We start from the raw sequence: 15,756 nt of genomic DNA on the forward strand, positions 1-15,756 counted from the left end.
CCGGTGCAACTGCAGCGGGCCGCCGACGGCGCGGCCTGCCGCAGTTGCGCCAATATCCCATCAATTCGGATACGGCTGGCCCGAGGATGCCTGGTTGCCCAGGACGATGGTGGTCACCCACAGCCCGCCATTCGTCACGGGGCCGGTGAACTTGAACAGCGAGCTGCCCGATTGCGCCGGGTCCGCCACATTCGACGCCAGGCTATTCAAGCCCGAGGTCGTGAAGGTGCACGCGGTTTCTTGCCCAACAGCATTTTGTTCCGCGTTCAGCACGGGCGTGGCGCCATTGAACAGGTACAGGCCGCAATTGTCCATTTTCGATCCGTAGGTGGCGGACTGCGTGTAGTTGAAGGTCACCGCGCCATCGAGCAGGGTGGCGGCCGGGATGGACGACAGTTTCGCCGGCGTGATGCTGGTGATCGTGGCGAACAGGCTGGCCTGGTTTGCCCGGGCAAACACTTTCGACAGCGGCACGGCATTGATCTGGAACGGGAAGGCGCTGACGGGGCCGTTCGCTGTCTTCAGGGTCCAGACATACACCTTGCCCGGCGCCACTTTCGTCTCGTCGATGCAGGCCGTGCCGGCGCCCAGGCCCGGCGTGCCGGCGGGCAAGCTGGCCAGGTCCTGGCAGCTCTGGATCGCTTCCGCGTTATTGTAGAAAGCGCTGGCAGCGCCATTGCTGTCGGCAATCCGCATGTGGGTGTAGCCCGTGGCTGGCAGGATCAGCTGCAATTTGCTGCCGGCCGTGCCCGGTGTCTGGAAGTCGCCGAATGTCGTCAGGCCCGGTCCCCGCACGTCGATCTTGTTGATGGCCGGATTGTCCTGCAGCACGGTGTCGAGCTCGACGTGCGCGGCCCATTCGCGCGCAAAGGTGGCCGCGCCCGCACCGTCGAGGCTGCGCTGGATGCGCGCATTCATGTGCATGTCCAGGTGGCCGCTGCCGGCCAGCTTCCAGCCGCCGGCGCAGGCGCTGGTATCGCTCGTCTTGACCAGCTTCCAGTTGAGCATGCCCGCATCTGTTCCTATGCGCAACTGTACCCAAGCGCTGCTCGGCTTGCCTGCGGTGAAGCCGATGGCCGTCGCCCCGGCGCCCAAGCGATTGTTGATGAAGTCGGCGACGCGCGATGTCGAGGTGCTGCTCGACGACGTCAGCGTGGCGATTTCATCCGTGCTTAACGGTTGCATGTTGACGCTGGCCAAGCCCAGCGCTTCAATCGTCAGCCCGGCATGGGCGGCCTGGTCGGTGCTGGTCAGGGCCGACACGATTTCCGCCTGGCCCACACCCGTCCCCATATTGAAGGAGCTGTCGATGAACGGCGACACGGCCGCCGTCGACGGCGCGACGAAGCCCGTCTTCGGATACAGGGCGCTGAGCGAGGCCATGCAGGCGCGGATTTCCGGCAAGACGCTGGCCGCGGCATTTGCCTTGAGCAAGTCGGCATCCGATGGCGGCGTCGCTGCGGGGATGGTGGCGGCGCCGCCGGCGGCGGCGGGCAAGGTCACGCTGCCCAGCGTGCTGTTGGTGGCAATCAGGGTGACCGTCGCCATGGCGCCTTGCGCTTCCGCGGGCGCGACGAGGATCTGGTCCAGCACGGCATCCATGCCCGTACCGTTGGCAACAAAGGCGCCCGTCAGCGGATTGGTGTTGCTGGCGTTAATCGGTTTGATCATGGCGACGACTGCGGCGATGGCCGCATCGAGCCGTTGCTGGGTCGCGGCACTGGCCAGCGCCGCGGTGCAGGCGGCCGGGACGGCATTGGCGACGGGCGCGCAAACGCTTGCCAGGGCGGCGCCGCCGGGCTGGCCCGACGCCGTGGAAACGATCAGGTCGGTCAGCGGCGTGATATTGACGGTTTGCCCCGCTGCCGTGGCGATGGAATTCATGGTCACTTGCTTGCCGCCGGCCGTGCCGGTGATGCTGAGGAGAAAGGGCGCCGTCATGCCGCCCACGTCGAGCGTGTATGCCCCGCCGGCGCCGGTACTGACCGCCACGGATACTTTGCCCTTGCTATCGATGGCAATCACGCTGCCCGCGACGGGCGCGCCGACGGCGGCGGTGCCGCTGAGCGTCGTGGCTGGCGGCGGGACAACGGGCACGACGGGAGGGATGGGTGCAACGGGTGCGACCGGGTCGGCGGGGCTGCTGCTGCCGCCGCCGCACGCGGCCAGCATGAGGGCGGCCGCGCAGGCGGCAGCCAGAGGCAATAATTTGTGCAAGTTCTTCTTCATGGTATCCCCTTAGTATTTTTATTAAAATTACTGCTAGTAAACATTCTCAAAGTTTTCCATGAATTGCAATTTATTTTTCTTGGATGCATTAATAATGAGCAACAAGTAACAAAGCTGTCGGTTTCGCGCCGCAGTCTGAAAAGAAATGTGATGAAATGAGCAAGAGTGCGGCGTGCGTGTGCCGCTGCAAGACAGGAGTGGCCGCCAATTGTGAAATATCGCCGCCACGGCTTTGCCATTCTGCAAAGCCCTGCTATAATCTTGTCTTAGGCGGCTGTAGCTCAGCTGGATAGAGTACTTGGCTACGAACCAAGGGGTCGTGGGTTCAATTCCTGCCAGCCGCACCAGAATATCGGGGGTCAGATTGTAAAATCTGATCCCCTTTTTCGTTTCCGAATGGATTTACGCTGCGCCTGTGGCGCCGCGCCGGTATTGCTGGCGAAACGCGCGCGGCGTCACCTGCCTGGCGGCGCGGAACTGGCGGTTGAAATGCGCGAGGTTGCGGTAACCCGCCTCTTGCGCGATGACGGCGATGGCCAGATTGCTTTCGATCAGCTGTTGGCAGGCGCGGCCGATGCGCAGCCGCGCCAGGTACTCGCCGGGCGTGCAATGCGCGTGGCGCTTGAAACAGCGGTGGAAGGCGCCCTGCGACAGGGCCGCCCGCTGCGCCAGCGTTTCCAGTGCAATCTCTTCCCGGAAATGCGCGTGCATGAAGTCAAACACGATTGCCATGCGCTTTTGCTGCGCATCGGCATGCACCGGCGCCAGCGCCTCCGAAGCCAGCGGCTGCGCACCGCCATCGCCAGCCAGGTCCAGCAGCACGTCAAGCAACAGCGGCAGGCGCTGCGGCACGGGCAGCGCATTCAATTGCAGCAGTTTCTCTGCGCTGCGCGCGCTCGTTGCCGGCGAAAAATGCAGGGCAGGGCCGGCGCGGCGCGCCAGTTGCCGCACGCCATGCAACTCCGGAAAACAGGCCGCCAGCTGTTCCACCCATTCCAGCGAAAACCACACGACGACGGCCAGCATCGGCTGCGTGCCGTCGATGCGCTCGCTGGCCGACCAGGTGTGCGGCAAATTCGGCCCCAGCAGCACCAGGTCGCCCGGTTCGAAATCGCCCAGGTGGTCGCCGATATAGCGTTGCCCCCGCGCATTGACCGTCAGGGTCAGCTCGAATTGCGGGTGGTAATGCCAGAGGAAGGGAATCGCATCGAGTTCGCGCCACAGCAAGCCCCAGGAGTGGCCCGTCGGAATCGTGACTTGTTCAAATAAAGGCGTCATTGTGACGTTTTAAAGAGTGTGATGGTCAGGATAGTATCAGTTTTGGTTGCTGCGCACGCATTTTACGCGGCACTGCCGGAGCACAATCTGTCCACACCAACACAGGAGACAGCGATGCAAAACCGATATCAGTACGGCGAAGACCGTCCCGGCAATCCATCCGTGGCTTACACGGAACAAACCCAGTTGCGCGACATACAAAAACAGCTGCCCCTGCGCGTGCTGTCCGACAGCGATTTCCTGCACTGGCAAACCTACGGTTACGTCATCGTCAAGGATGCCGTGACGCCGGAACAGGTGCGCCGCACGACCGATTTCCTGTGGGAATTCCAGGGACTCGACCAGCACGATGCCTCCACCTGGAACCGGGACCAGCTGCGCGACCACGCGATGAAAGAGCTCAACGGTTCCGGCATGGTCGAGGCCTATCACAACCAGACCCTGTGGGATAACCGCCAGACCCAGCGCGTGTACGACGCCTTTGTCGACATCTGGGACCGTCAGGATCTGTGGGTGACCATCGACCGCGCCAACCTGAACACGCCGAACAATGGCAAGCGCAAGTTCGGCGGCTTCATCCACTGGGATGCCGACACCACGCTCGACCCGCTGCCCGTCAACGTGCAGGGCGTGCTGGCCCTGTCCGACACTTCGCCCGACAGCGGCGGCTTTCAATGCTATCCGGAATTGTTCAACAACTTGCTGGCGTGGCGCAAGACCGTGCCGCAAGACCGCAACCCGTGGCAGCCTGACTTGGCGACGGTGCCGTATCCGATGGAATTCATCGCCATGAAGAAAGGGGAGTTGTTGATCTTCAACAGCTTGCTGGCGCACGGCATCCGCCCGAACACGTCGACGGACCAGGTGCGCCTGGCGCAATACATTTCCTTCACGCCAGCCCAGGAAGACAATCAAGCCTTGCGCGACTGGAGAGTGCAAAGCTGGCGCGAGCGCAGCGCGCCGCAAGGCTATGCATTCCCTGGCGATCCCGAGGAAAAGGAACAGCTGCGCTATCCGCAGGCGCAGCTGACTGCGCTGGGCGAGAAGATCCTCGGCGCGCGCGGCTGGTAAGCGTGGCGCCACGTCCGATGGCATTGCCTGCCGGATAGACAATTGCCAGCAAATGCACGATCATGGCTTGACTTGCCATCGACCGAGGAAACGCATGAGTATCATCACCTGCATCGAAGACTTGCGCGTGCTGGCCCAGAAACGGGTGCCGCGCATGTTTTACGACTACGCCGATTCCGGTTCCTGGACGGAATCGACGTACCGCGCCAACAACAGCGATTTCGCCAAGATCAAGTTCCGCCAGCGCGTGGCCGTTAACCTGGAAAACCGCAGCCTGGCCTCGACCATGGTGGGCCAGCACGTAGCGATGCCGGTGGCCCTGTCGCCCACGGGCTTGACGGGCATGCAGCATGCGGATGGCGAAATCCTCGCGGCCCAGGCGGCCGAGCGCTTCGGCGTGCCGTTCACCCTGTCGACCATGAGCATCTGTTCGATCGAGGACGTGGCGGCGAACACGACGAAACCGTTCTGGTTCCAGCTGTACGTGATGAAAGACCGCGAATTCATCAACCGCCTGATCGACCGCGCCAAAGCGGCCAAGTGCGGCGCGCTGGTATTGACGCTGGACTTGCAGGTGCTGGGCCAGCGCCACAAGGATTTGCGCAACGGCTTGTCGGCGCCGCCGAAACTCACCATCCCCAACATCCTCAACATGGCCACCAAGCCGCGCTGGGTGGCGGGCATGCTGGGCACGAAACGGCGCGGCTTCGGCAACATCGTCGGCCACGCCACGTCCGTGTCGGACATGTCGTCCCTGTCGGCCTGGACGCAGCAGCAGTTCGACCTGAGCCTGTCGTGGGCGGACGTGGAATGGATCAAGCAGCGCTGGGGCGGAAAACTCATCATCAAGGGCATCATGGACCCGGAAGACGCGCGCCTGGCAGTGGAAAGCGGCGCCGACGCGCTGATCGTCTCTAACCACGGCGGGCGCCAGCTCGACGGCGCGCAATCGTCGATCGAAGCCTTGCCGGCCATCGTCGACGCCGTCGGCAGTCAGATCGAAGTGCACATGGACGGCGGCATCCGCTCGGGCCAGGACGTGATCAAGGCCGTGGCCCTGGGCGCGAAAGGCGTGTACATCGGCCGCCCGTTCCTGTACGGCCTGGGCGCCATGGGCGGGCCGGGCGTCACCAAGTGCCTGGACATCATCCGCAATGAGCTGGACCTGACGATGGCGTTTTGCGGCTTGCGCGACCTGCAGCAGGTGGATAAAAAGATCCTGCTGCCGGGGACGTTTTAAGCGGCAATCCGCACGATTTCAAAACCTTCCGATGCCTGGGGCGGCACGAAGTGGCGCGTGATGTCATCAAATTGCGCGTCGCTGGTGGAAAACGGGTGCAGCCCGCTGGCATTGCGCTGGCGCAAGCGCGCCTTGCATTCCTCATCCGTCACGTCGAGGTAATGCAGCACGTGCGGCGTGCCCGCCTGCTGGAACAGGTCGCGCATCCAGGCGCGGCTGGCCGGCGTATTCGCGGGAAAATCGAGGACGACGGACACGCCCGCCTGCAGCATCTGCAGGGCCAAGGGGGCGATGGCCGCGCGCAGCCGCGCCGCGCAAGCCGCGTAGTCGGCCAGGCTGGCGATCTGGCCCGGATACAGCTGCGCCAGCAAGCTGTCTTCGCTGATGCGCACGGTGTGCGGCGCCGCCGCAAGGCGGGCGGTCAGGGTGGATTTGCCCGAGGCAATCTTGCCGCACACGAGGTGCAGGGTGGGGGAAGCGGTGGTGCTGGAGGTAGGGGACATGGTCGCTCGCTAAAAAGAAATAATACCTGCGAGACGTCTTGATCTATTGCTGCAAATCAAAGCCGCCTCCCGGGCGGCTTTGGCAATCACACTGCTGCTAAGCCACCATCGTTGGAATGGCGGCAATAATCGACGGCAGGGGCGGGAATGGCGATTGCATGACTGAACGATGCCATGGAATGGCGGGCGCTGTCAATTGCCCAGGCGCGTCCACGGCTCGCGAAACGTGGCCGCATCGAGCGGCTGCGCATGCGGGTCGTCTTGCCGGAACAGGCCGCCGATCAGCATATCCTGGATGGCGTCCGTGAAACCGCCGTATGGCGAGGCGCTACCCCACTGGCGTTGCGTGTGGGCAAAGACGGCGGCGTCTTGCTGCGCCGCCAGCTGCGTCAAGGCGTGCCGCAAGGCGGCGGCCGCTTCCAGACCCATGTCCGTGGCGATGGCGCACACCAGGCGCTGGCCAAATTGCAAGGGCTTGTCCGCCAGTCCCAGCAGCGACTCATTGGCCAGGGCGAGGAACACATCGGGCGCCTGGTCGTCCTTTTCACAAATGGTCCAGGTGGGCGCCCACGCTTCCAGGCTCATGAAGCGGGCGTCGCGTGTTTCCGGCGTATGCGTCCACTTCGCGTGCGACTTGTCGTCCCAGCCCAGGCGGCCAAAGGAAATCGGCTTGCCCTTGGGATTGTATTGATGGCTGCGCACGCCGGGCTTGCCCCTCGCGCTTGCCTGCGCCATGAGGCCATCGAGGCTGGCTGCAAACGGCATCCATTGCGCCGCATCCCACAGCGGCGCCGCAGCGGGCGCGGCCAGCAGCAGGAATACCTCGTAATCACGTGAAAAAAACGCCATGCAGCTTCCTCGGCAAGTGGATGGAAAATTGTGTCGCAATATTATAGTGGCGCTTGCGACAGGACGGCGCGCTGGCTGGGGCGCAGCAGGTAGACGCCGTACAGGCACAGCGGCAGCACGGCCAGCAGGGCGATATACGGCAGGATAGACGCGCCGTCTTCGGCCGGGTTGGGCAAGGTGGCCGTCACCAGCGCGTAGTCCCACAAGCCATGCACGAGCACCATGGGCCAGATGGAGCGGGTGCGCAGGCGGATGGCCGCGTAGCCGACGCCCTGCAAGGTGGCGGCCACGGCTTGCCACAGGGCGCCGCTGACGTCGCCCGTGGCCAGACCGTTGGCCGTATGGGCCAGGCCGAACAGTGCCGAGGACATCAGGACGGCGGGCCAGACGGCGTAGCGCTCCAGCATGCCTTGCAGCAAGATGGCGCGGAACATCAGTTCTTCCGAGACGGCCACCAGGGCCGCATTGCAAGCGACGATCAGCAGCACGCGCGGTTGCGGCCAGCCGCCGGCCCAGGCCAGCAACAGCATCAGCAGCGCATACAGCAGGGGCGGCGAGACGAGCCACAGCGTTTTCCATGGCTGCGGCGCGCACAGGCCCGCCGCGCGGCGGCGGCTTGAGGCCAGCAGAAGCGCCAGCGCGAACAGGGCGGCCAGCGCCCACGACAGGCCGATGCGGCCGGTGACGGCGGCGCCCGGCAAGGCATAGCCGGCCGCTTCCAGCCAGCGGCCGCCCAGGCTCAAGCCCAGCCAGATGGCCAGTGCGATGAGGGTGACGGGCATGGTGAGGGCGATTCTAGGGAAGGGCATGGTTGGCTTCGGTGTTGGCCGCGTCGGCTACTGCGTACATGGGCGAATCATGAAGTTGCATCAATGATATGGTGGAAATATTGCCATAGTACATTAAAAGCAGGCGTACAAAATTGCCACATCGTTATAGTTGCATGGAATAATAAGCCTTCGTCCGTTTGCCGCCAGACTGGAGAGCCATGACCTACAGCAAGACCATCACCACTGAACGATTGATCCTGCGCAAGCCGCAACCATCGGATGAGGCGGCGCAGTTCGCCATGCATTCCGACCCGGAAGTGATGCGCTATTTCAGCGAACCGCCCTGGGAAGACACGGGCCGCGCCGGGCGCCAGATTGCCGAGGACATCGCCGCTTTCGAGAAAGAGGAATTCTTCCGCTTCGCCGTCGAGCTGAAGGCGACGGGCGAATACCTGGGCAGCTGCAGCCTGTTTTCCGAGCACCGCCAGAACCGCCGCGCCGAGATCGGCTACGCGCTGGGCCGCCCGTACTGGGGCAAGGGCTATATGCACGAAGCGCTGTCGGCGCTGCTGGAATTCGCCTTCATCGAGCGCGACCTGAACCGCCTGGAAGCCGATATCGACCCGCACAACGCCGGTTCGGCCAGCGCCCTGGAACGCCAGGGTTTCAACAAGGAAGGTTTTTTGCCCGAACGCTGGATCGTCGGAGGCCAGGTCAGCGACTCGGCGCTGTATGGCTTGCTGCGCCGCGAGTGGGAAGCGCGGCGCAAGGGCGCCGCGTGAGCGGACAGGTTGGCGACGCGTTCCAGCAAACGCCAGGCCGCAGCTGAGGAGGATGCCAGGCGATGATCGCTGTCGATTTACCCGTTTCAGGCCACCCGCTGGTGACCTTGCGCCCGCTGGAATACAGCGACGCGTCCGCCTGGTATGCCTACCTGGCCGACCCTGCCGTCGTGGAGCACACGAGCTGGAACTTGCAGTGCGCCGACGATCTGCAGGCCAATTTCGATGACTATGCATCGGCCCAGCCATCGTCGTCCCTTCGTCTGGCCGTCGTGCTGCGCGACGGTGGCCGGCTGGTGGGCACGGTCGGCTTCAATGCCATTTCCCCGCAGCACCGCACGGCTGAAATCGCCTACGATCTTGCTCCTGCCGTGTGGGGGCAGGGCGTGGCCACGTCCGTCGTGAACGCTGTCGTGGACTGGGGTTTCCAGCGCCTCGGCTTCCTGCGCATCCAGGCAACGGTGTTGGAAAGCAATGAGCGTTCGATGCGCGTGCTCGAACGCTGCGCTTTCGAGCGGGAAGGCTATCTGCGCTGCTACCGGCAAATTCGCGGAAGATCCGGCAATTTCTGGCTGTATGCGCGCATTGCCGGCGTGCGATGAATAAACTTCCCTTGAATATCCTGCTGGTGGAAGACCACCTGGCCATCGCGCGCCAGGTGCTCGATTTCCTCGATGGCTTGCGCTGGCAGACGGACCATGCGGGCACGGGTGCGCTGGCCGTGCAATTGGCCACGCGCAACAGCTATGACGTGGTGCTGCTGGACCTGAACCTGCCCGACATGGATGGTTTGCAAGTGTGCCGCGCCATCAAGGCGGCCGCGCCCAGCAATGTGCCGATTTTGATGCTGACGGCGCGCGACGCGTATGAAGACAAGGCACGCGGTTTTCGCGACGGCGCCGACGATTATTTGACCAAGCCGTTCGACTTGCGCGAAGTGGCCTTGCGCTGCGAAGCGCTGGCGCGCCGGCAGCAGTTGCACGTGCACCAGGAAATGCGCGTGGGTCCGTTTACCTTGCAGACGCGCGCAGGGCGCGCCCTGTATGGCGACGCACTCCTGCCATTGACGCAGACGGGTTTTAAAATTCTGCTGCTGCTGTGCCGCGAATACCCGCACGCCGTCTCGCGCTCGGCCTTGCTGCAGCAGCTGTGGGGCAGCCAGCCGCCCCACAGCGATGCGCTCAAATCGCACATCTATGCGCTGCGCAAGCAGCTGGAGTTGCTTGGCGGGGTGGGCGCGGCGGGCATGCTGGTGACCATACCGCAGCTGGGCTACCGCCTGGCCTTCGACGCGGCGGCATCGCCATGAACCAGTCGATCCGGCAGCGCCTGTTTGCCGCCCTGGCCGGCTTCACCGTCCTGCTGTGCCTATGCTACACGGGCCTGGCGCTGGTGATTGCCTACGTCACGGAAGACATGCTGGTGCAGCGCCTGCTCGAGCGCGAAGCGGCGGCCGTCAGCATGCGCTGGCAGCAGCACGACAAGCTTACGCCTTCTGGAAGCGACCTCATCACGGTTTATGGCAGTTACCTTGACTTGCCTCAAGCGGTGCGCTCGCACGTGCCGCCGTCCGCCCCGCGCGGGGAAGTGTTTACGACGACGGGCCAGCATTATCACGTGCTGGCGCTCGATATCGTTGCCGCTGGCAAGCCGCAGCGCGCATACCTGCTGGCCGACGTGGCGCCCGTGCTGGTGGTCTCGCGGCTGGCGCGGGAAGTGGGCGGTGTCGTGGCTGGCGTGGCGCTGGCGCTGATCGGCCTGGCCCTGCTGCTGGCGTACTGGCTGGCGCGGCGCCTCGTGCTGCCCTTGCAGAGATTAGCCCAGGAAGCGCGCCGGCTGGCGCCCGGCGGCGCCGTCCATTTCAGCGAGCGCGACCGCCCCGACGAGATCGGTTTCCTGGCGCGCCGCCTGGAAACCACCTTTGCCGAATTGCAGGCGGTCTTGCGGCGCGAACAGGCTTTCGCCCGCGACGTCAGCCATGAATTGCGCACGCCGCTGACCCTCATGTACAACACCCTGGCGCTGGACTATGTGCAGCCGCTGGGCAAGCAGGAGCAGGCGCAGCTGCGGCAATCCACGGACGAGATGCGCGCCACCATCGACGTGCTGTTCGCGCTGGCGCGGGCCGAGCAACTGCCGGGCGACGTGGTCGAATTGCGCGGCTGCATCGAGCAATGCCTGCTGCGCCTGCTCGATGAATACCCTTGGGATGCCAGCCTGCTGGCCCTGGACTTGCCGGAGCGGCTGGAGGCGGTCGGCAACCCGCAGCTGGTCATGTTGCTCCTGAATAATTGCCTGGCGAATGCGTTGTTCCATGGCGGCCCCGATTGCCGCATCGGTATTGCGTTTGCGCAAGGTTGCCTGAGCATCCAGAATACCGTGCAGCCGGGGCAAGCGCCACGCATCCACGGTTTCGCGCATGGTCAGGACCTGCTGCTGCGCCTGGCAAAAGCCATGCACTGGGACATTGTTTTCCATCCGGGCGCGACGCAGTTCCGTGTCGCCATCGTGCCGGCCCGGGCGCGATAAAGTCGGCGGATTTCACCGCGATTTCACCTGCCCCTGCTTATGCTGGCTGCTCTTTTACTTGAAGGGAAGCCCATGAAAATCGCCGTCAGCCTGTTCATCCTGTCCTGCCTGTCCATGCCCGTGCTGGCCCAGGTGCAATCGCTGCAGCTCAAGGACGACAAGCGCCGCTACATTGTCTACACGCCGGCTGCGTATCAAAGCCAGCCTCACAAAACCTTTCCCGTCGTCTTCAATTTCCATGGCGGCGGCATGAGCATGGCGGAACAAATGCTGTACACGCAGATGAACAGGACGGCCGAGCGGCACCAGTTCATCGTCGTGTATCCGCAAGGCATCAAGCAGGATTGGAACGTGGGCTTCGGCATGGATTACCTGGCGGGCACGGACGACGTCGGCTTTACGCAAGCGATGTTGAGCAAACTCAAACAGGATTACCGCATCGACGAGCAGCGCGTGTATGCCACGGGCCTGTCGCGCGGCGGTTTCTTTGCCCTGCGCCTGGCGGCCGAGCTGCCGCAGCAGTTCGCCGCCGTCGCCTCGGTGGGCGCGCCCATGCCGGAACCGGTGCGGCAGCATCACAGGAAGACGGACAAGGTCGGCATGCTGCTGATACAGGGCACGGCCGACAAGGTGGTCGCGTATGGGGGCAAGGATGGCGGCTATCTGTCCGCCGAGGATACGTTCGATTACTGGCGCCAGCACAACGGCATCGAAGGCGCCAGGCCGCAGCCGCGCCTGCTTCCTGGCCCCGCGGGCGACGCCACGCAAGTGAGCTGGCTGGAGCAGGGCACCGCTGGCGCCAGCGTGGCCTTGATCACCGTCAAGGAGGGCGGCCACACGTGGCCGGGCGCCGATGCCTTCAACGTCGGTCTGCCCATCGGCAAGACCACGCGCGCCATCGATGCGAATGAGGTCATGTGGGAGTTTTTCAGCCGCCATCGCCGTTGATGCCATGCTAGGATGGCGGCGCATGGCGTAACCATCAGGCAACAGGAAAGGCAGACACAGTGGCATTATCAACAGCAGGCATCGCGGCCATGGCCGCGGCAATCTTTGCCAAGCCCGGCGCGGCCGTGGCGCAGGCGTATTCGCAGGCGGAACGGGAAACGCTGTATTTCCACTCGCCTGCCGAGCTGTGCGCGTATGCGGCCAGGCTGGAAGCCGAAGGGGCCGGCGAGGTGCTCCTGGCCGTGCATTACCCGGACATGGCCGGACACTTTGCCCCGCGCCGTATCGCCCTCGACCCGGCCAAGTGCGGCGGCCTCACCTACCGTTACGTGTGCGAAGGCTGGGGCGTCATCCGCGTCTACCTGCGCCTGTCCAGCGGCAAGGGACTGGCCTCGCATGTGAGCGCCAATTCGCAAAAGCGGGCGGAAAAATGGCAGTGCCATTACCCGGAATTCGGCCCGACCGATGCCTGGGACTGGGCCGCCGTGGGCCGCCATGAACGCCGCCTGATCCGCGTGCTGAAGCAGGCCGTGGCGCACGATGCGGCGGCAGGAGGCTCGGCATGACAGGCGTGACGCCCATCCACCCGGCCGCCATCTTTTGCCGTTCCCTGGCGCAGCTTTCCGCCATGCTGGACAAGACCGGCACCGCGCCGCACATGCTGGCGGCGCGCCTGCACCCCGACATGCTGCCGTTCGCCCAGCAAGTGCGCGCGGCCGTGAGCTTTTCCCTGCGCGGCTGTTGCCCGCTGGCGGGGTTGGAGGTAGCCGATTTCAGTGCCGCCGCCAGCCTGCAGGAACAGATCGCACACACCATGCGTTACCTCAAGGACATTCCCGTGGAGCGCTTCGACGGTCCGCCGGACCGCATCTGCCGCGACCGCGCCGGCTTCGCCGACATCGCGCTGCCGGCCGATGAATTCTTGCAGCTGTACATACTGCCGAATTTCTACTTTCACTTCAGCATGGCGTATGCGATTGCGCGCAGCGCCGGCGCGGCCATCGGCAAGGGCGATTTCGACGGTTATCACGCGTATGCGCCGGGTTTCAGCTTTGAGCGGCCTGCAGCGACGTAGTTCCTACAAGCCCGCGTCTTTCCACGACGCCAGTCCCAGCCGCTTCAACAGCCGGCCCGACAGCCCGCAGCTCCAGCAACTGATCTGGATTTGCCGCTGCCGCGCCGGGTCCGCATGCCAGGCTTGCTCGGCGTAGTCGAGCAGGGCGTCGCTGAGGGCAGAGTTGTCGGCGACGGGCGGCAGGCGCGACATCAATTCAAGCACGCCGTGGGCGGGCTCCTTGATCTGCAGCAAACCCGCCAGCAGGGCGCGCAGGACGGCGCCGTCGATGTTGCTGCTTGCTTGCGTGAAACGCTGCTGCCAGTACGGGCTGCGCGCCCACCACAGCGCCAGCAGCGGGGGCACGTCGGCGGACTGCAGTTGCCCGATCAGCTCGTCCGCCTCGAGAAACAGGTCGAGGCGGTCGTATTCATCGTCGTCGCTGCACAGCAGTTCATCCAGCTCGTTTAACAAACTCATGCCACCACGTTCGTGGGCGCACCCCGTTCGAACGCTTCCACGTTGCCGATCAGGATGTCGGCCAGTTTCTGCATGGCTTCGCCGCTGGCCCAGGCCGTGTGCGGCGTGAGGATGAAGTTGGGCAGGCGCAAATTGAGCAGCGGGTTGTCGGGCGGAGGCGGCTCCTTTGATAACACGTCGAAACCGGCGCCGGCGATCACGCCGTTCGTCAATGCCTCCGCCAGCGCCGCTTCATCGACGAGGCCGCCCCGCGCCGTGTTGATCAATAGCGAGGTCGGCTGCATGCGCGCCAGTTCCTTTGCTCCGATGATGTTGCGTGTCTTGTCCGTCAGCGGCAGGTGCAGACTCAGCACGTCGGAACTGGCCAGCAATTCGTCGAAGCCCACTTCCTTCACTCCATCTTCATTGATGGGCGAACGGTTGTGCACGATCACCTGCATGCCGAAGGCGCGGCCCAGCTGGGCCACGGACTTGCCCAGCGCGCCGTAGCCCAGCAAACCCAGGCAGCTGCCGGCCAGGTCGCGGATCGGGTGGCCGAACAGGCAGAAGCGGTCGGACGCCTGCCACAGGCCCGCTTCCACGTCCGCGCGGTAAGCAACGAGCTGGCGGCGCAGGGCCAGCATCAAGGCCAGGGTATGCTCGGGCACGGTGGCGCGCGCATAGTCGCGGATATTCGCCACGACGATGCCCCGCTCGCGGCAGGCGGCCAGGTCGAGGATATCCGTGCCCGTGGCGGCCACGGCGATCATTTGCAGGTCCGGCAATTGCGCCAGCTCGGCCGCGCGCAGCGGCACTTTATTCGTGATGGCGATGGTGGCGCCTTGCAAACGGGAAACGGTCTCTTCGCTGCCCCGCGTGTGCGGGTATTCCTGCCAGCGGTGCGCGAAGGCGGGCGGGCGCACGGTGGCGATCAGGCTGTCGCGGTCGAGAAAGACGATGCGGTGCGGGTGCGGTGATGCGCTTGCTGCGGTCATGGCTGGGCCTCGGTCGGGGTGGCGCGCGCGCTGGGAAGGCTGCTCTTGCCCTTGAGCTGCGTGGCCGGGTGGTTGGTAAACATGTCGGCGACCCATTCGACAAACACGCGCACCTTGGCGGACAGATGGCGGTTGGGCGGATAGATCACGTGGATGGGCAGCGGGTCGGATTCCCATTCGCTGAGCAATTCCACCATTTTGCCTTGTTCTATCAGGGGCGCAAGCATGAAATGCGTCATTTGCACGATGCCCAGGCCCGCCAGTCCGGCGGCCGTGTAGGCATTCGAGTCGTTCAGGGCGATATGGCTGGGCATGGCGATCTGGATGCGGTCGCCGGCGCGCGTGAAATCCCAGTCGAAGGTTTTACCGGTCTTGGCGGAGAAAAAATTCACGCCCCGGTGCTGCGCCAGGTCGTCCGGGTGCAGCGGCGTGCCGTGCTGCGCCAGGTAGCCGGGCGAGGCGCACGTCATGAAATGCAGCACGCCGACCCGGCGCGCGATCAGGTTCAGGTCGCCCAATTCGCCGCCGCGCACGGCGCAATCGACGCCTTCCTCGATCAGGTCGACGGGGCGGTCGCTGCAACCCAGTTCCAGCGAGATGTCCGGGTAGCGGGCAAAGAAGTCGGGCAGGGCGGGGATGATCAGTTCGCTGGCCAGGGCCGTGGGCGCATCCACGCGCAGCCGCCCGCTGGGGCTCAAACGCGTGCGCGACAGCGATTCCTCGGCCTCGCGCACGTCCGACAGGATGCGCACGCAGCGTTCGTAATAGGCGGCGCCGTCGGACGTGATGCTGACATGGCGCGTGGTGCGGTTGAGCAACTTAACCGACAGGCTCGCTTCCAGCGACTGGATCAGGGTCGAGACGGTGGCTTTCGGCAGCTGCATGTTTTCCGCCGCGCGCGTAAAGCCGCCCGCATCGACGACTTGGATGAAAACTTCCATGGCTTGCAGCTTGTTCACTTGATTCCTTATCACTTTATGCTTGATTATTCATAATCCTGAACAATCAATTCGTCATTGCACTCTTTATCAGATTGTAGATCAAGTCTA

The 15,756-nt window shown here is 64.3% G+C and carries 17 protein-coding genes and 1 tRNA gene; 10 read left to right on the top strand and 8 right to left on the bottom strand.

All coding sequences use genetic code 11. The features are described 5' to 3' along the window. Positions 1 to 60: 60 nt before the first annotated feature. Positions 61 to 2,229 (bottom strand): hypothetical protein, encoded by a 2,169-nt coding sequence (locus OX460_RS01215; RefSeq protein WP_289897351.1) that lies wholly within the window; start codon positions 2,227 to 2,229, stop codon positions 61 to 63. A gap of 270 nt (positions 2,230 to 2,499) precedes the next feature. On the opposite strand from OX460_RS01215, the gene OX460_RS01220 reads away from it, so the two are divergent. Then, positions 2,500 to 2,576, top strand: a tRNA-Arg gene (locus OX460_RS01220). A gap of 55 nt (positions 2,577 to 2,631) precedes the next feature. On the opposite strand, the gene OX460_RS01225 is transcribed toward OX460_RS01220, so the two are convergent. Next, positions 2,632 to 3,507, bottom strand: coding sequence for an AraC family transcriptional regulator (locus OX460_RS01225; protein ID WP_289897352.1), 876 nt, complete (start codon positions 3,505 to 3,507; stop codon positions 2,632 to 2,634). Positions 3,508 to 3,621: 114 nt separating this feature from the next. Here OX460_RS01225 and OX460_RS01230 point away from each other — a divergent pair, with 114 nt between their 5' ends. Both OX460_RS01230 and OX460_RS01235 read left to right on the top strand, forming a co-directional pair. Next, positions 3,622 to 4,578: a phytanoyl-CoA dioxygenase family protein gene (locus OX460_RS01230; RefSeq protein WP_289897353.1), complete on the top strand. Its 957-nt coding sequence runs from the start codon at positions 3,622 to 3,624 to the stop codon at positions 4,576 to 4,578. A gap of 94 nt (positions 4,579 to 4,672) precedes the next feature. Beyond that, on the top strand, positions 4,673 to 5,818 hold the full coding sequence (locus OX460_RS01235; RefSeq protein WP_289897354.1) for an alpha-hydroxy acid oxidase: 1,146 nt from the start codon (positions 4,673 to 4,675) through the stop codon (positions 5,816 to 5,818). Here OX460_RS01235 and OX460_RS01240 read toward each other — a convergent pair. The 3 genes from OX460_RS01240 to OX460_RS01250 all read right to left on the bottom strand — a co-directional run bounded on the left by OX460_RS01240 (position 5,815) and on the right by OX460_RS01250 (position 7,979). After that, positions 5,815 to 6,321, bottom strand: a complete 507-nt coding sequence (locus OX460_RS01240; protein ID WP_289897355.1) for an ATP-binding protein — start codon at positions 6,319 to 6,321, stop codon at positions 5,815 to 5,817. The genes OX460_RS01235 and OX460_RS01240 overlap by 4 nt on opposite strands. 192 nt (positions 6,322 to 6,513) lie before the next feature. Beyond that, positions 6,514 to 7,170, bottom strand: a complete 657-nt coding sequence (locus OX460_RS01245) for a hypothetical protein (RefSeq protein ID WP_289897356.1) — start codon at positions 7,168 to 7,170, stop codon at positions 6,514 to 6,516. Between the two features lie 41 nt (positions 7,171 to 7,211). Further along, positions 7,212 to 7,979, bottom strand: a complete 768-nt coding sequence (locus OX460_RS01250) for a CPBP family intramembrane glutamic endopeptidase (protein WP_289897357.1) — start codon at positions 7,977 to 7,979, stop codon at positions 7,212 to 7,214. 179 nt (positions 7,980 to 8,158) lie between these two features. On the opposite strand from OX460_RS01250, the gene OX460_RS01255 reads away from it, so the two are divergent. From OX460_RS01255 to OX460_RS01285, 7 genes are all read left to right on the top strand, one after another. Then, positions 8,159 to 8,722: a GNAT family N-acetyltransferase gene (locus OX460_RS01255; RefSeq protein ID WP_289897358.1), complete on the top strand. Its 564-nt coding sequence runs from the start codon at positions 8,159 to 8,161 to the stop codon at positions 8,720 to 8,722. A 62-nt stretch (positions 8,723 to 8,784) separates the two neighbouring features. Continuing rightward, positions 8,785 to 9,324 (top strand): GNAT family protein, encoded by a 540-nt coding sequence (locus OX460_RS01260; protein ID WP_289897359.1) that lies wholly within the window; start codon positions 8,785 to 8,787, stop codon positions 9,322 to 9,324. Continuing rightward, positions 9,321 to 10,031: a response regulator transcription factor gene (locus OX460_RS01265; protein WP_289897360.1), complete on the top strand. Its 711-nt coding sequence runs from the start codon at positions 9,321 to 9,323 to the stop codon at positions 10,029 to 10,031. Before OX460_RS01260 ends, OX460_RS01265 begins: the two co-directional genes overlap by 4 nt. Further along, the gene (locus OX460_RS01270) at positions 10,028 to 11,251 is read left to right on the top strand and encodes a HAMP domain-containing sensor histidine kinase (RefSeq protein ID WP_289897361.1); all 1,224 of its coding nucleotides are present in this window, start codon (positions 10,028 to 10,030) and stop codon (positions 11,249 to 11,251) included. Before OX460_RS01265 ends, OX460_RS01270 begins: the two co-directional genes overlap by 4 nt. Positions 11,252 to 11,323: 72 nt before the next feature. Further along, positions 11,324 to 12,199: an alpha/beta hydrolase-fold protein gene (locus tag OX460_RS01275; RefSeq protein ID WP_289897362.1), complete on the top strand. Its 876-nt coding sequence runs from the start codon at positions 11,324 to 11,326 to the stop codon at positions 12,197 to 12,199. An 89-nt stretch (positions 12,200 to 12,288) separates the two neighbouring features. Next, positions 12,289 to 12,765 (top strand): hypothetical protein, encoded by a 477-nt coding sequence (locus OX460_RS01280; protein ID WP_289897363.1) that lies wholly within the window; start codon positions 12,289 to 12,291, stop codon positions 12,763 to 12,765. After that, on the top strand, positions 12,762 to 13,274 hold the full coding sequence (locus OX460_RS01285; RefSeq protein ID WP_289897364.1) for a DUF1993 domain-containing protein: 513 nt from the start codon (positions 12,762 to 12,764) through the stop codon (positions 13,272 to 13,274). The genes OX460_RS01280 and OX460_RS01285 overlap by 4 nt, the downstream gene beginning before the upstream one ends. A gap of 3 nt (positions 13,275 to 13,277) precedes the next feature. Here OX460_RS01285 and OX460_RS01290 read toward each other — a convergent pair whose 3' ends face one another. Genes OX460_RS01290 through OX460_RS01300 form a run of 3 tightly spaced genes read right to left on the bottom strand, consistent with a single transcriptional unit; the run spans position 13,278 to position 15,666 of the window. Next, positions 13,278 to 13,733, bottom strand: a complete 456-nt coding sequence (locus OX460_RS01290) for a hypothetical protein (RefSeq protein WP_251348169.1) — start codon at positions 13,731 to 13,733, stop codon at positions 13,278 to 13,280. Beyond that, positions 13,730 to 14,707, bottom strand: a complete 978-nt coding sequence (locus tag OX460_RS01295) for a D-2-hydroxyacid dehydrogenase (RefSeq protein WP_289897365.1) — start codon at positions 14,705 to 14,707, stop codon at positions 13,730 to 13,732. Before OX460_RS01295 ends, OX460_RS01290 begins: the two co-directional genes overlap by 4 nt. Then, a complete protein-coding gene (locus tag OX460_RS01300) occupies positions 14,704 to 15,666 on the bottom strand; it encodes a LysR family transcriptional regulator (RefSeq protein ID WP_289897366.1) in 963 nt (320 codons plus the stop codon). Before OX460_RS01300 ends, OX460_RS01295 begins: the two co-directional genes overlap by 4 nt. Positions 15,667 to 15,756: the final 90 nt, after the last annotated feature.

The organism is Janthinobacterium sp. SUN033, from assembly GCF_030397595.1.
Lineage (GTDB): Bacteria > Pseudomonadota > Gammaproteobacteria > Burkholderiales > Burkholderiaceae_D > Janthinobacterium > Janthinobacterium kumbetense.

Coding starts and splice junctions, on each gene's coding strand:
- OX460_RS01235 (WP_289897354.1), top strand. CDS start 4,673: ATGAGTATCATCACCTGCATCGAAGACTTGCGCGTGCTGGCCCAGAAA.
- OX460_RS01290 (WP_251348169.1), bottom strand. CDS start 13,733: ATGAGTTTGTTAAACGAGCTGGATGAACTGCTGTGCAGCGACGACGAT.
- OX460_RS01265 (WP_289897360.1), top strand. CDS start 9,321: ATGAATAAACTTCCCTTGAATATCCTGCTGGTGGAAGACCACCTGGCC.
- OX460_RS01250 (WP_289897357.1), bottom strand. CDS start 7,979: ATGCCCTTCCCTAGAATCGCCCTCACCATGCCCGTCACCCTCATCGCA.
- OX460_RS01295 (WP_289897365.1), bottom strand. CDS start 14,707: ATGACCGCAGCAAGCGCATCACCGCACCCGCACCGCATCGTCTTTCTC.
- OX460_RS01280 (WP_289897363.1), top strand. CDS start 12,289: ATGGCCGCGGCAATCTTTGCCAAGCCCGGCGCGGCCGTGGCGCAGGCG.
- OX460_RS01215 (WP_289897351.1), bottom strand. CDS start 2,229: ATGAAGAAGAACTTGCACAAATTATTGCCTCTGGCTGCCGCCTGCGCG.
- OX460_RS01255 (WP_289897358.1), top strand. CDS start 8,159: ATGACCTACAGCAAGACCATCACCACTGAACGATTGATCCTGCGCAAG.
- OX460_RS01260 (WP_289897359.1), top strand. CDS start 8,785: ATGATCGCTGTCGATTTACCCGTTTCAGGCCACCCGCTGGTGACCTTG.
- OX460_RS01275 (WP_289897362.1), top strand. CDS start 11,324: ATGAAAATCGCCGTCAGCCTGTTCATCCTGTCCTGCCTGTCCATGCCC.
- OX460_RS01285 (WP_289897364.1), top strand. CDS start 12,762: ATGACAGGCGTGACGCCCATCCACCCGGCCGCCATCTTTTGCCGTTCC.
- OX460_RS01270 (WP_289897361.1), top strand. CDS start 10,028: ATGAACCAGTCGATCCGGCAGCGCCTGTTTGCCGCCCTGGCCGGCTTC.
- OX460_RS01245 (WP_289897356.1), bottom strand. CDS start 7,170: ATGGCGTTTTTTTCACGTGATTACGAGGTATTCCTGCTGCTGGCCGCG.
- OX460_RS01225 (WP_289897352.1), bottom strand. CDS start 3,507: ATGACGCCTTTATTTGAACAAGTCACGATTCCGACGGGCCACTCCTGG.
- OX460_RS01230 (WP_289897353.1), top strand. CDS start 3,622: ATGCAAAACCGATATCAGTACGGCGAAGACCGTCCCGGCAATCCATCC.
- OX460_RS01240 (WP_289897355.1), bottom strand. CDS start 6,321: ATGTCCCCTACCTCCAGCACCACCGCTTCCCCCACCCTGCACCTCGTG.